Origin of the sequence: Campylobacter gracilis (assembly GCF_001190745.1) — a bacterium.
In the GTDB taxonomy this organism is placed as follows: Bacteria; Campylobacterota; Campylobacteria; order Campylobacterales; family Campylobacteraceae; genus Campylobacter_B; species Campylobacter_B gracilis.
On record NZ_CP012196.1, the window covers coordinates 1,025,619 to 1,039,302 of the forward strand.

The 13,684-nt window shown below is 48.4% G+C and carries 11 protein-coding genes; 10 read left to right on the top strand and 1 reads right to left on the bottom strand.

The window, feature by feature from the left end; all coding sequences use genetic code 11:
* Positions 1–14: 14 nt before the first annotated feature.
* A complete protein-coding gene (glmS, locus tag CGRAC_RS05210) occupies positions 15–1,832 on the bottom strand; it encodes a glutamine--fructose-6-phosphate transaminase (isomerizing) (protein ID WP_005871631.1) in 1,818 nt (605 codons plus the stop codon).
* Positions 1,833–1,973: 141 nt separating this feature from the next.
* Here glmS and mqnE point away from each other — a divergent pair, with 141 nt between their 5' ends.
* The 10 genes from mqnE to CGRAC_RS05260 all read left to right on the top strand — a co-directional run bounded on the left by mqnE (position 1,974) and on the right by CGRAC_RS05260 (position 13,552).
* Positions 1,974–3,056: an aminofutalosine synthase MqnE gene (mqnE, locus tag CGRAC_RS05215; protein WP_005871630.1), complete on the top strand. Its 1,083-nt coding sequence runs from the start codon at positions 1,974–1,976 to the stop codon at positions 3,054–3,056.
* Between the two features lie 18 nt (positions 3,057–3,074).
* Complete coding sequence (locus tag CGRAC_RS05220; RefSeq protein WP_005871629.1) at positions 3,075–4,370, top strand: NCS2 family permease; 1,296 nt, start codon at positions 3,075–3,077, stop codon at positions 4,368–4,370.
* Positions 4,371–4,385: 15 nt separating this feature from the next.
* Positions 4,386–4,835 (top strand): phosphoribosyltransferase, encoded by a 450-nt coding sequence (locus CGRAC_RS05225; RefSeq protein WP_005871628.1) that lies wholly within the window; start codon positions 4,386–4,388, stop codon positions 4,833–4,835.
* Positions 4,836–4,946: 111 nt separating this feature from the next.
* Positions 4,947–6,173, top strand: a complete 1,227-nt coding sequence (locus CGRAC_RS05230; RefSeq protein ID WP_040304045.1) for a glycosyltransferase family protein — start codon at positions 4,947–4,949, stop codon at positions 6,171–6,173.
* A 27-nt stretch (positions 6,174–6,200) separates the two neighbouring features.
* Entirely contained in the window at positions 6,201–6,884 is a 684-nt protein-coding gene (locus CGRAC_RS05235; RefSeq protein ID WP_005871625.1) for a pilus assembly FimT family protein, read from the top strand.
* 46 nt (positions 6,885–6,930) lie between these two features.
* Entirely contained in the window at positions 6,931–8,928 is a 1,998-nt protein-coding gene (gene metG, locus CGRAC_RS05240; protein WP_005871623.1) for a methionine--tRNA ligase, read from the top strand.
* Between the two features lie 2 nt (positions 8,929–8,930).
* Positions 8,931–9,779, top strand: a complete 849-nt coding sequence (locus CGRAC_RS05245) for a hypothetical protein (RefSeq protein ID WP_040304043.1) — start codon at positions 8,931–8,933, stop codon at positions 9,777–9,779.
* Complete coding sequence (locus CGRAC_RS05250; protein ID WP_005871617.1) at positions 9,779–10,768, top strand: hypothetical protein; 990 nt, start codon at positions 9,779–9,781, stop codon at positions 10,766–10,768. Before CGRAC_RS05245 ends, CGRAC_RS05250 begins: the two co-directional genes overlap by 1 nt.
* 9 nt (positions 10,769–10,777) lie before the next feature.
* On the top strand, positions 10,778–12,613 hold the full coding sequence (locus CGRAC_RS05255) for a menaquinone biosynthesis decarboxylase (protein WP_005871615.1): 1,836 nt from the start codon (positions 10,778–10,780) through the stop codon (positions 12,611–12,613).
* A 264-nt stretch (positions 12,614–12,877) separates the two neighbouring features.
* A complete protein-coding gene (locus CGRAC_RS05260; protein WP_050346321.1) occupies positions 12,878–13,552 on the top strand; it encodes a methionine ABC transporter permease in 675 nt (224 codons plus the stop codon).
* Positions 13,553–13,684 lie beyond the last annotated feature (132 nt).

Consider the following 13,684-nt stretch of genomic DNA (forward strand, 5'->3'; position numbering starts at 1 on the left):
AACTTAAAAAACGATTATTCTACGGTGACGCTTTTGGCTAAATTTCGCGGCATATCCACGTCATTACCGAGCCGCACGGAAATTTCAAGAGCTAGAATTTGTAAAATTATCATCATCTCAAAAAACTCGCTCATCGCGTGGCTCTGCTCGCTTGTTTTGATAAAATCATCCGCGATTTCCGGTTCTTCCGGGCTGATAGCTAAAATATACGCATCGCGCGCGGCAAGCTCTTCGACATTGCTTTTTGTTTTTTCGTAGAGCAAATGCTTTGGCATCAGCGCAACTGTAAAGAGATTAGAATCGGCAAGCGCGATCGGTCCGTGCTTCATCTCGCCGCTCGGATAGCCCTCCGCGTGCAGATATGAGATCTCTTTGAGCTTGAGTGCGCCCTCAAGAGCGAGCGGATAGAAAATATCGCGACCAATAAAGAAAAAACCGTGTCCATGCAGATAGTGCTTACTCATGCGGTAAATTTTATCCTGCAAGCCGTCCTTGATCTTTAGAATTTGCGGGATATGAAGCATCGCCGAAATTTCAGCGGAATTCGTGCGCGCCGAGATGACTTCGCGCAGATTTGCAAGATACACGACGAACATCCATAGCACCATTACCTGCGTTGCAAAAGCCTTCGTAGATGCTACGCCCTTTTCGATACCTGCGCGAGTTAGAATCACGCTGCCCGCCATGCGCACGATCGAGCTGTTATCGACGTTGCAGATCGCAAGCGTCCTAAGACCGGCTTTTTTAGCGATATGCAGCGCCTCTAATGTATCGGCGGTCTCGCCACTTTGCGAGATCACGATAAATAATGAATTCTTGTTTAAAAATGGTTCTTTATAGCGGAATTCGCTGGCAACTTCTACTTTTGTGCGGATTTTAGCGATGCGCTCGAAAAGATACGAACTTACGAGCGCGGCGTGATAGCTCGTACCGCAGGCACATAGCACGACCTCGTCGATGCCCTCGAACATCGCCGCATCAAGTTCGTCAAATTTTATCTTGCCACCCTTGATCACGCGTCCCATCATTGCTTCAGTTACGACTTGCGCTTGCTCGTAAATTTCTTTTTCCATAAAAAATCTAAAGCCCTCTTTTTGCGCATAGCCTTTATCTTTCGGAAGCTCGCTAAAAGCGCAATTATGCGGTTTAGAGTTTTTAAAAACGTCGATCTGCCCGAGCTTGGCAACGCCGTAAATTTGATCGTCCAGATACGCGGCCGTATTTGCAAGCCCGATGAGCGGAGCGTCCGAGGAGCTAAAGAAAATTTCGTTTTTATCGTTTTTCGCGACAATGAGCGGAGCTGCGTTTTTAGCAAAGAAAATTTCTCCGGGTGCTGCCTTGGTGATTAAAAGCGTTGCGTATGCGCCTTTTAGTCGTTTAATTGTAGCTTCGTACGCCTTAAATGCGTCGTTGCTAGCCTTGAAATTTTTTTCAAAAAGATGCACGATTACTTCGGTATCGGTCTGGCTTAAAAATTTCACGCCATCCGCTTCGAGCTCATCTTTTAGCTCGATGTAGTTTTCGATGATGCCGTTATGTACGACGAAGCTAAAATCTCCAAAATGCGGATGCGCGTTAAGCTCAGTAGGCTTTCCGTGCGTCGCCCAGCGAGTATGCCCGATCGCAACGCCAAAGCCTTGCGAAGTGAAATCTTTCATCTTTTCTTCGAGATTATTTAGCTTACCGACCGCTTTGAAATATTTGATATTGGCGCTCTCGTCCATAACGGCAAGCCCAGCGCTGTCGTATCCGCGATACTCGAGTTCTTTTAGCCCGTTTATTATGATTTTTTTCTTTTCGGCATTTCCTATGTAGCCTACGATTCCACACATTTTGCTTTCCTTGTTTAAAATTTGGCGCCCATTTTACTACGCTATTTTAAATTAACGAAATTCGGCTCTAAATTTAGTCCGCCTATCCGTTTTGTAAGCAAAAAATTATATAATTAGCACAAAATTTGGCTTGGGAAATCGATGGAAATTTTAGAAAAACTACAAAGCGGCGAGAGATTAAATTACGAAGACGGCGTGAAATTATGGGATCTGGATCTTTTTGATCTGGGCAAATTCGCCTTTGCTATTCGCAAAGAAAAAAACGGCAAAAACGTCTATTTCAACGCAAATCGTCATATCAATCCTTCGAATTTATGCGCAGATACCTGTAAATTTTGTGCATTTTCGGCGCACCGCAAGAACGAAAACGCCTATACGATGAGCGATGATGAGATCATGCGTATCGTGGACGAGACGGTAGCGCGCGGCACGAAGGAGATTCATATCGTAAGCTCGCACAATCCATTCGTTACGCCGCAGCAATATTTGGGAATTTTCAAAGCGATAAAGCAAAAATATCCGCTTTTGCACATCAAGGCTATGACCGCGGCGGAGATCGATTACTGGCGGCGAAAGTGGAAGATGAGCTACGAAGAGACGATAGGGCTGATGATGCAAAGCGGCGTGGATTCGATGCCCGGCGGCGGCGCCGAAATTTTTGACGAGGACGTGCGCGATAAAATTTGCAAAGGTAAGGTCTCAAGCGAGCAGTGGCTGCGTATCCACTCGCTGTGGCATGCTCGCGGGCGTCAGAGCAACGCCACGATGCTCTTTGGACATATCGAAAGCCGCGCTCACCGCATCGATCACATCTTGCGTATTCGCGCGCTGCAAGATGAGAGCCTCTCTCGCGCTAACGGCGGCGGTTTCAACGCTTTCATCCCGCTCGTGTATCAGCGCGAGAATAACTACTTGGATGTGAAGGGCTTTTTGGGCTCGGTCGAAATTTTAAAAACGATCGCGATTAGTAGAATTTTGCTCGACAACGTCGCGCATATCAAGGCGTATTGGGCGACCTCGACGCTAAGCTTAGCTCTTGTGGCGCAGGATTTCGGCGCGGACGATCTTGACGGCACGATCGAGAACGAAAGCATTCAAAGCAGCGCCGGCGCCGGCAGCAAAAAAGGGCAGAGCAAGCGCGATTTTATCGATATGATCGGCACCGCAGGCTTTGTACCCGTAGAGCGCGACAGCTTGTATAATCAGATCGAAATTTACGAATAAATTCTAAAGGAGGAGCAAGTGGAAAAATTCTTTCATCTCGCCGCGGCAAAAACGTCGGTAAGGCAGGAGCTTATTGCAGGGCTTACTACGTTTTTGGCGATGATTTACATCGTGCCGGTAAACGCTAACATTATGAGCATCGCAGGTATGCCGTTTGATGCGCTGGTTACGGCAACCGCGCTTATTACGATAATCGCAACGTTATTTAACGGGCTCTTTGCAAATACCCCCGTCGCGCTTAGCGTCGGCATGGGGCTAAATGCGTATTTTACCTTTGCGTTGTGCGTGGATGCGAAGATGCCGTGGCAGAGCGCACTTGGCATCGTAGCAATAAGCGGGGCGCTTTTTACCGTGCTTTCGTTTACCAATTTTCGCGTTTGGGTTATCAAATCTATCCCGCTTGATCTGCGTCGCGCAATAAGTGCGGGTATCGGGGCTTTCATCTGCTTTATCGGACTTAAGCAGATGGGCGTCATCGCGCCTAGTCAGGCGACGCTAGTAACTTTAGGAAATTTAAAAGATCTAAACGTTTTGCTTGGAATTTTAGGCTTAGCGGTCGTGCTGGTGCTCTTCGTGCTTAGAATCAAGGCGGCGTTTATCTTAAGCATTTTGATTACTTCGTGCGTTGCGTGGGTGGCTGGAATTTCGCCCGCACCACATGGTATCGTAAGCGCGCCAAGCGGCATAACGCCGATATTTGCTAAGCTAGATATCCCCGGAGCGCTGAAGCTTGCGTTCGTGCCTTTTATAATCACATTTTTTGTCACGCATCTATTCGATAGCATCGGCACTCTAACCGGCGTGGGAAACCGCGCAGGGCTTTTTGGAGAGAATAGTAAAGACGGCATGAAAAAACTATCTAGAAATTTAACCTCCGATGCGATAGGAAGCGTCGCAGGAGCCGTTATAGGAACGAGCACGGTCACCGCATTTGCCGAGAGCGCGAGCGGAGTAGAAGCGGGCGGTCGCACGGGGCTTACCGCAGTGTTTTGCGCTATATTTTTCGTGCTGACGCTGTTTATGTTGCCGCTATTTAAGGCGATCCCCGCAAATGCAATCTATCCGATCCTCGTAATGGTCGGGGTTTTGATGTTTAGCGAGCTTGGCAAGATCGATTATGGCGACGCTGGAATTTTAATCCCTGCCTTTTTTATAGTGTTTTTGATGCCTTTTACCTATTCGATCACCAACGGCTTAAGCTTCGGCTTTATCGCTTATATCGTAGTTAGACTCGCTCAGCGCAGGATAAAAGATTTAAATTTCGGCGTTTTGACGCTTGGCGCGATTAGCGTTTTAGTATTTTTAATGCATTAAATTTTAAGGAAAGATATGAGATTTTATAGTTTTGACGAGATGGATCGCGATGCAAGAGTTATAGCAAAGCAGGTTAGGGACGAATTTATGCCCGATGCAATCGTAGCGATCGCTAGAGGTGGGCTCACATTCGGTCACGCGCTAGCCAATGCGCTTGATATGCGGACGATATTTTCGATAAATTCCATCCACTACGCGGACACCAAAAAGCTCGACACCATCGACGTTTTCAACGTGCCCGATCTGGAGCTTTACAAGCGCGTGCTGCTGGTGGACGATATCATCGACAGCGGCGACAGCATGGTCGAGATCAAGCGCGTGCTGCTGGAGAAATTCCCGCAAATAGAGCTTAAAACCGCGGTGATTTTTTACAAACCTAAGGCGCTTATCCAGCCCGATTTTAAAATTTCAAAGACGGATGAGTGGATAAATTTCTTTTGGGAAAATTATACGATAGAGGAATGAAGCGGCGCGCGGTTAAATTTAGCGGCTAAATTTTAAAGGATTTGGTGGCTTAAATTTTATAAAATTTCGGCCATATAATTTAGTCGTAAATTTAAAGCGCCCGCAGCAAGGATGAGAGTGAAGAAGCTTTATCAAAACGAAATTTTCGTGATCTTTATAATGTGCCTGTTTCAGGGCATATTTTTGCTTTATGCTATCTCAAATTTAAGCATCAGCTACTACGAAGCCGAAATTTTTTATGATAAAAAATCCCTCGTTTCGCTAATCGCAAATTTAAGCTGCGAAATTTTCGGGCGCAACGACTACGCCCTGCGCGTACCGTTTATTTTGATCCACTTCGCAAATGCCGCGATGATCTATAAAATTTCAAAATTTATTCTAAAGCGCCGCTTCGATATGGTGGTCGCTACGGCGCTATTTATGGCGCTTCCTGCGTCAATGAGTAGCGCGATCTTGCTAAATCCTGCGGGCATCATCGTTTTTTTCACGCTGCTGGCGATATATTTTGCAAAAAGCGAATACAATATCGCGCTTTTCGTACTTCTGTCCGTTTGCGCCCTGATCGATCGCGCGTTTTTTATGCTATACGTCGGCTTTGGAATTTGGGCGCTTTATACGCGCAAAAAGGAGCTTTTGCTGCTTTGCATAGCGCTATTTAGCTTCAGCGTGATCTTTTACGATGTAAGCTCGGAGGGCAAGCCGAAGGGATATTTTCTGGACACCGTGGGCGTTTTTGCGGGCGCATTTTCGCCTTTAGTGTTTTTATTTTTCATCTACACGATCTATAGAATTTGGATCAAAGAGGAAAAGAGCCTGCTGTGGTTCATCGCTACAAGTGCGCTTTGTCTGACGATGCTTTTTTCTCTAAGACAGCGCGTGCCACTTGAGATGATGCTGCCGTATTGCGTCATCGCTACGCCTTTGATCATTCGGGTTTTGTTTAATTCGTACCGCGTTCGATTGCCTAAATTTCGCACTTTTCATAAGATTGCCGTAGGTGTGACGCTGGTAAGCTTAGCGGTGAGTTATTTTGCAGTGATTTTCAGCGACGTGATGTATGAGGCGATGTTCGCAAACAAACCGCAGCGGCATTTTATCTATAAATTTGACGTAGCTAGGCAGCTGGCAAGTGAGTTAAAAAATCGCGGAGTAAAAAGCGTAAGCTGCGAGGACGAGAGGCTCTGCCTGCGGCTGAAATTTTACGGACTGCCTAGCGGGGACAGCGCTTTTATCTATGCGGATAAGCCGGAATATGTCTCTGATCATAAAAATTCGATACAAAATATAGATATTTACAAGCGAGGCGTGCGAATTGCGAAATTTTATGTTAAAATATAAACAAAATTTTTATGAAAGGTAAAAATTATGAAAAAAGCATTTACTATGATAGAGCTGATTTTCATCATCGTGGTGGTTGGAATTCTAGCGGCGGTGGCAGTGCCTCAAATCAATCGAAATAGCCTTGTGGAGGCGGCAGATCAAGTAGCTGCTCATATTCGCTATACTCAGCAACTGGCTATGAATGATAACAAATTCGATCCTGACGATCCTAATTGGTTTAAGAGATTTTGGAGGATTCAATTTACTGATCAAGGAGCACCGGGCTCTGCGGCAGGATGGCGATATAATATATATTGGGATAACGGAGACTTCCCTGGTTCAAACGGACAACCAAATAGCCTAAATTCTATGGCAGCTGATCCGCAAAATCCTAACAAACTGCTTACTTCGGGCTTCGCTAGGCAGCCCGCCAATACTGATGGTGCAAGAATGAATCAAAAGCTAAATTTAGGAGCAACATATAATATAAGAAATATACAATTTACTAATTGCGGTAATAGAAACAATCACACCATCTCCTTTGATTCTTACGGTCGCCCAATGGGGCAGTTAGCGAACTCTAATGTGCCATATGATAGGCTTTTTGTGGGCCAGTGCGTTATTACACTTACTAATGATGCAAGAGAGACCGCTAGTATTACTATCGAGCCGGAGACCGGATACGTAAGATACACGCTAAATTCTAATACCGGCACAGCCGCACAATAGGACTAATAAAATTTTTAGTCAAATTTAAGTAAGCGCAAGGAGAATAATGAAAAAATACATAATGACGCCGATTTATTACGTAAACGACGTCCCGCACATCGGTCACGCATATACGACGATCATCGCCGATACGATGGCTAGATTTTACCGCCTGCAAGGACACGAGGTGTTTTTTAAAACGGGCACCGACGAGCACGGTCAAAAGATCGAGGAGGCCGCAGCTAAGCACGCTCAGAGCCCAAAGCAGTACGCAGACGGCGTAAGCGCTAAATTTAAAGACCTGTGGGACGAGTTTGACATCAGCTATGATATGTTTTCGCGCACTACCGATGCCGCGCATGAGGCGGCGGTGCAAAACGTATTTCGCAAGATGTATGAAAAGGGCGACATTTATAAGGGCGAATACGAAGGCAACTATTGCGTAAGCTGCGAGAGTTTTTTTCCTTCCGCTCAGCTAATCGACGGCGAGTATTGCCCCGACTGCGGCAAAAAGACTAAAATTTTAAAAGAGGAGAGTTATTTTTTCAGACTTAGCGCCTATGCAGAGCGGCTTTTGAAATGGTATGAAGACGAAAAGTGCATCCTGCCACTAGGCAAAAAAAACGAGGTCATAAGCTTCGTAAAAAGCGGACTGAAGGATCTTTCGATCACGCGAACGGGCTTTGATTGGGGCGTTAAAATTCCGCCCGAGCTGAACGATCCGAAGCACGTGATTTACGTCTGGCTGGACGCGCTAATGGATTATCTTAGCTCGCTTGGATTTTGCGCGGGCGGCGAGCGGATGGAGTATTGGAGCGACGCGCTGCACATCGTGGGCAAGGATATTTTGCGCTTTCACGCCGTTTATTGGCCTGCGTTTTTGATGAGCCTGGGACTAAATATGCCACGCAGCATCGCAGCTCACGGCTGGTGGACGCGCGACGGCAAAAAGATGAGCAAGAGCCTTGGCAACGTCGTGGATCCGCGCGAGGTCGCAAACGCCTACGGGCTGGAGCAGTTTAGGTATTTTTTGCTGCGCGAGGTACCGTTCGGTCAAGACGGCGATTTTTCGCAAAAAGCGATCATCAACCGCGTAAATTCCGAGCTTGCCAACGAGCTTGGAAATCTACTCAGCCGCATCGTCGGCATGAGCGCAAAATACTCGGATTACGTCATAAATTCCAAAGACGTGATGAAATTTTTCACCGCCGAGATCAAGGAAGCAAACTCCTATCTGAGCGCCGCAATTAGCGCGCTTGAGGAGGTTGCTACCAATAGATATTTAGAGGAGCTTTGGAGGGCGCTTGCGCTCGCAAACGCTTCGATCGCGAAATACGAGCCGTGGAATTTGATTAAAAACGGCGAGCAGGCTAAGGCGTTGGCTCTCGTCGCATTGGTCGCAAACATTTTGGCTAAAGTCGCCGTACTGCTAAGTCCTGCGATGCCGAAGACGGCGGCTCGTATCGCAGACACGCTGGGCTTTGAAATATCCACTCCGCTTTATGAAAAGCTAGTGCTTCGCGGCGAAATTTTAGATTTTAAGGCTAAGCCGTGCGAGCCGCTTTTTACCAAGATCGATCACGAGCTAATGCCGAAGGCGGACTACGATAGACTGGATGGCGCTGCAAATTCTGCAAGCTGTTCGGGCGCAGACGCTGCCGCAAAAGGCGCGCCAAGCTTAAACGCAAACGTTACCGGTTCGAGCGCTACGGCGCAAGAAGCCCAAGGCGAGGCAACCGAAGCTCAAATCAAAATAGATGATTTTAAGAAATGCGTTATCAAAGTCGGCACGATTTTGGAGTGCGAAAACATAGAGGGCAGCGAGAAGTTGTTGCGATTTATGATCGATTTGGGCGAGGAGAGGCCGCGTCAAATCATCAGCGGTATCGCGAAATTTTACGATCCCGCCGCGCTTATCGGCAAGCAGATCTGCGTGCTGGCAAATTTAAAACCCGCTAAAATTTTTAAACATAGCAGCGAGGGTATGATTTTAAGCGCCGAGGATGGCAGCCTTACGCTGCTTAGCACTCTTGCGCCCGTAAAAAACGGCGCGATCGTAGGTTAGCGATGAAGGCTCTAGCGCGCAAGGCTTCGAAGCTCGCTATCTGCGGTGCGGTTGGGCTTTGCGCGCAAAAAAGCGGGGCTTCGGATAAAATTTTAAACCTTTGCCGCGATTCCTCCCTTGCCGCAAAGATCGGCGCGGGCGGGCTTGTATGCGCGGCACCCTTAGCGCTGAAGCTCGGTGCGCCCGTAGTTTTGGAATTTGCGGCGCGTAAAATTTTAACTCTAGGCGTTTGCGAGTTGTCGAAGTTCGCCGCTTTAAAATGTGCAAAACTCGGCGCGCGCGCGGTCGTGCGCTTATTTTCACGCACCGACAAACTTACGGATGAGCGCACGAAAAAGCGTGCAAGCGCGGATGGCGAGAGCTCTAATGCAAGCGCCGCACCGCGCAGAAAGCGCACGGCAGGTGTTTCTAGTGCGAACGCTAAAAAGGACGCCTCGCTTTCCAAAAGTACCTCTGCCAAAAGAGACGTAGCGACAAAAAGCGCGCCCGCAAAAAGATCTCCGCTCGCTAAAAAACCTGCACCTATTGCAAAAACCGCATCGACCACCAAAAATATCGCAGCAAGTGTAGCCTCTATATCTACCGCAAAATCAGCCTCCGTAGCCAAATCCGCATCCGTAAAAAACGCTGTACGAAATAAAATTTCCGCAGCTAGCACAAAAGTAGCGCCCGCCAAAAGTATGGCGCAGAACGTAAAATCTCGCCGCACTGCAAAAAACACTACTGCACTTGCTGTAATCGCCGCAAAAGATGCTGCTGCGCTCGGCGCAACCTCCGCATCTACTGCAAAGCAGTCGCGCCGCGCCGCAAAGAGCGCGCTTCCTAAAAGCTCCGCCGTAGGGAAATCGTAATGGTAAATTTATTAAATTTAACCCGTATCGTAAACGGAACGATGCTAAATAATCCCGCGATCTCCGCTGTCGAGAGCTTTGCGATCGAGCCCGCAAAGGTCGCGAAAAAGAGCGCTTTCATAGCACTCGGCGCAAACGAGCGCGACGTGCGCACCGCGATCGATAACGGCGCGTACGCGATCATTTTCGATAATAATTTCAAGCCGCTTAACGACGAGATTGCCTTTATCAAGGTTGAAAATTTATGCTCGGCGCTAGTGCGACTGATAAAATTTCTGGGCGAGACGTGGCGGCACGGCTTCGTGCTGATAAACGAGGTGCAAAGCGAGATCCTGCGCTACACGAGCGTGCCGAAAAATTTGATGTTTGCGCCGCGCAGCAAGGGCGAGCTTTTTATCAGCCTGCTGAATGCCAAAGAGAAAAATACCTACTTCACCACCGACAGCGAGCTTTTGCAAAGCCTTGGCATCTCGCCCGTTCGGGTTCCTGCGAGCGACGATTTTAGGCTGCTTTACGGCGGCTCGATATTTTACAGCAGCTTCGTTTTCGGCGGGCTTTATTATTCAAATTTAATCTTTCCGCAGCTGTTTTTGCCCGAGCTATGCGGCGTGATCGAGTATCTCTCGCGCAAAAACATACCCTTTAAATTTCAAAGCTTAAGCGCATTCGGTCATTTCGAGCCGATTTTTGTGGATAGATTTTTTAACGTTAGCTCGCTTGGCGGAAGCTATCGCGCCTTTATCGCCGAAAGCGATCCTGAGCTTTTTGCGCGCGAAGCGGAGTTTTTGCGGGCGAAATTCCGCGAAAAAATTATCGTCTGCGCTAGCTGGGAGGATCGCCTAGACGGCGTCAAGATCGACTTTCGCTTCAATAAACTAAGCGCGCTAAAGAGCCTGCCCGAGTTTCACTACGCGCTGGTTTTTGCGGAAAAGAGCGCGATCTTGCAGCTTCTAAATCAAAAACCGCAAGAAAAAAATCTATTTTTTTAAAGGCAGCGGATGCAGAGCTTTGATGAAATTTTAAACGGAAATTTTTGGATAAAGAGGCTTTACGAAAACGGGCTATTGCGCGAGGTAAAGGAGCAGATCGGCACCGAGCTTGAGATAGCGCACGCAAGCTACATCGAGGTAAAAAGAGAGCGCTCACAGGCGCTGCTTTTTACGAACGTACGAAATGCGCAGGGCAAACAGATGCCGCCGGTGCTAAGCAATATTTTCGGCTCATCTTCTGCGCTAAATTTAATCCTCGGTCGCGAACCTGACGAGATCGCCGCCGAGATTGAGAGCCTGCTAAAGCCGAAGCGTCCGCAAAACTTTAGCGAAAAAATTGATTTTTTAGCGCACTTAATCTCGCTTCGTAAAATTTTTGTAAAGCGCCTTAGCGGCCGCGGCGAGTGCCAACATGTCGCGCATCTGGGCGCTGACGTCGATTTAGGCGAGCTTCCCGTTCTTAAGACCTGGGAGGGTGATGGCGGCGAGTTCATCACGATGGGGCAGGTTTATACGAAGGATCTGAACTCTCAAACGCAAAATCTGGGCATGTACCGCCTGCAAATTTACGGGCGCGACCGCTTGGGGATGCACTGGCAGATCCATAAAGACGGCGCTGGCTTTTTCGACGAATACCGCAAAGCGGGGCGCAAGATGCCCGTATCCGTGGCAATCGGCGGCGATCCGCTCTATATCTGGTGCGGTCAGGCGCCGCTACCGAAGGGGTTTTTTGAGCTGCTGCTTTACGGCTTCATCCGCCGTAGCCCCGCTCGCCTCGTAAAATCGCTTACGAATGAAATTTACGTTCCGGAGGGCGCGGACTATGTGATCGAGGGTTTTGTCGATCCCGCCATAAGCGAGCCGGAGGGGCCTTTCGGCGATCACACGGGATATTACACGCCGGTAGAGCCCTTCCCTGTGATGGAGGTTAGCGCGATCACGCACAAGCGCGCGCCCGTATTTCACGCCACCGTCGTGGGTAAGCCACCGCTTGAGGATAAATTTATGGGGTACGCGACCGAGCGGATCTTTTTGCCGCTGTTTCGCACGAGCGCGCCCGATCTGATTGACTATAAAATGCCCGAAAACGGCGTATTTCACAACCTGATTTTGGCTAAGATCGCCGTGCGCTACCCCGCTGCGGCTAAGCAGATCATGCATGCGTTTTGGGGCGTGGGGCAGATGAGCTTCGTCAAACACGCCGTTTTCGTGCCGCAGGACGCGCCGAGCTTGGATGAGTACGAAGCGCTTACGAAGTACGTCCTAAACCGCATAGGCGCGCACAGCCTCGTTTTTAGCGAGGGTGTGTGCGATCAGCTCGATCACGCAAGCCCGAACTCCTGCTTCGGCGGCAAGCTCGGTATCGATGCGACGGTTGATCTAAGCTCGCCGCCGCCGCAAATTTTAAGCGATGAGGAGCTGCTAGCTAAATTTCAGAGCGAAGAACCCGCTATTTTGGCGCTTAAGCAGCACTTTTGCGATACGAAAAACCCGCTCGTGCTAATAAACATAGACAAAAAAGAGTTCGTAGAGCGGAGCTGGCGTCGGCTTTTGAAATTTAGCGAGAATTTTAAAATTTTGATTTTTACCGATGCGAGAAACGACGCGAGCAACCTCTACATGAGCGTTTGGCGCATCGTAAATAGCATCGATGCGCTGCGCGACGTGTTTGTGACGCAGGACGATCGCATCTGCATAGACGCTACGAGCAAGCACGAGTGGGAGGGCTATACGCGCCGGTGGCCGCAGGAGACGCTCTGTAGCCGCGAAGTCGTAGTAAGCCTCATAGAGCGCGGCATCGTGCAGGATGAGCCAGAGCTATTTAAGAAATTTGAAATTTTTTGAGGGCGTGGAGCGAAATTTCGCGTGGATTTGAAATTTTAAAATTTAGCTTTGATTTTAAAGGTCGGTCGCGCGTTAAATTTAGACGGAATTTTATTTAAATTTACGGGCTCGAAGCGGTAAAATTTCATAAAATTTACCGCCGCGCGAGGGCTAAAATTTTAAGGTGTAAAATTTGCTGCAGCGAAAATTTAAAATTTCAAAAATTTTTAAAAGCGGCGCAAAAGCCCGATATAGCGCAAATAGGCACAAAAGGAAAGGACATAAATGATAGAGTGGATACAAAATTTTTTTAGCGGAGTGATTCCGAAGCTGTTACTAAACGCGACGCTGGAGACGCTGTATATGACCTTCGTAAGCACGGCTTTGGCGTTTATTTTGGGGCTCGTGCTCGCGATCGTGCTTATCCTTACGCGCCGCGGCGGGCTTTGCGAAAACCGCATCGTTTACGCCGTGCTGGACGTCGTGATAAACACGCTACGAAGCTTTCCGTTTATAATTTTGCTGATCGTGCTCTTTCCACTTACGAAGCTTCTTGTCGGCACTAGCATCGGCACCACCGCGGCGATCGTGCCGCTTACTATCGGCTCGGCGCCCTTTATCGCGCGGCTCATCGAAAGTGCGCTGCTGGAGGTTGATGGCGGCGTGATCGAGGCGGCGAAGAGCTTCGGTGCGAGCAAGACGCAGATAATCTTTCGCGTAATGTTCGTCGAGGCGCTACCTAGTATTATCGGTGCGATTACTCTGACGCTCATCGTCATCATCGGATTTACGGCGATGGCTGGCACGGTCGGCGGCGGCGGGCTCGGCGACGTGGCGATCCGCTATGGCTTTCAGCGCTTCCGCCCCGATATAATGGCATACACCGTCGTGATCCTGATCGTGCTCGTGCAGATAATCCAAAGTATCGGAAATTTGCTTTATAAAATTACGAAAAAGTAGGGAGCATATGGGCGGCGGAATTTTGTGATTAAATTTTGCCCGCTTCGATTTTTGTCGTGAAATTCTGCTCTTGCTTTGAAATTTCATCTTTGCTTGAGACTCTACTCTTACTAGCGAGATTCGGCATTCATT

What these genes read in the sequence shown, in the direction of transcription:
- glmS (WP_005871631.1), bottom strand. Translation starts at nt 1,832, where the DNA reads ATGTGTGGAATCGTAGGCTACATAGGAAATGCCGAAAAGAAAAAAATC.
- mqnE (WP_005871630.1), top strand. Translation starts at nt 1,974, where the DNA reads ATGGAAATTTTAGAAAAACTACAAAGCGGCGAGAGATTAAATTACGAA.
- CGRAC_RS05225 (WP_005871628.1), top strand. Translation starts at nt 4,386, where the DNA reads ATGAGATTTTATAGTTTTGACGAGATGGATCGCGATGCAAGAGTTATA.
- CGRAC_RS05230 (WP_040304045.1), top strand. Translation starts at nt 4,947, where the DNA reads ATGAGAGTGAAGAAGCTTTATCAAAACGAAATTTTCGTGATCTTTATA.
- CGRAC_RS05235 (WP_005871625.1), top strand. Translation starts at nt 6,201, where the DNA reads ATGAAAAAAGCATTTACTATGATAGAGCTGATTTTCATCATCGTGGTG.
- metG (WP_005871623.1), top strand. Translation starts at nt 6,931, where the DNA reads ATGAAAAAATACATAATGACGCCGATTTATTACGTAAACGACGTCCCG.
- CGRAC_RS05245 (WP_040304043.1), top strand. Translation starts at nt 8,931, where the DNA reads ATGAAGGCTCTAGCGCGCAAGGCTTCGAAGCTCGCTATCTGCGGTGCG.
- CGRAC_RS05250 (WP_005871617.1), top strand. Translation starts at nt 9,779, where the DNA reads ATGGTAAATTTATTAAATTTAACCCGTATCGTAAACGGAACGATGCTA.
- CGRAC_RS05255 (WP_005871615.1), top strand. Translation starts at nt 10,778, where the DNA reads ATGCAGAGCTTTGATGAAATTTTAAACGGAAATTTTTGGATAAAGAGG.
- CGRAC_RS05260 (WP_050346321.1), top strand. Translation starts at nt 12,878, where the DNA reads ATGATAGAGTGGATACAAAATTTTTTTAGCGGAGTGATTCCGAAGCTG.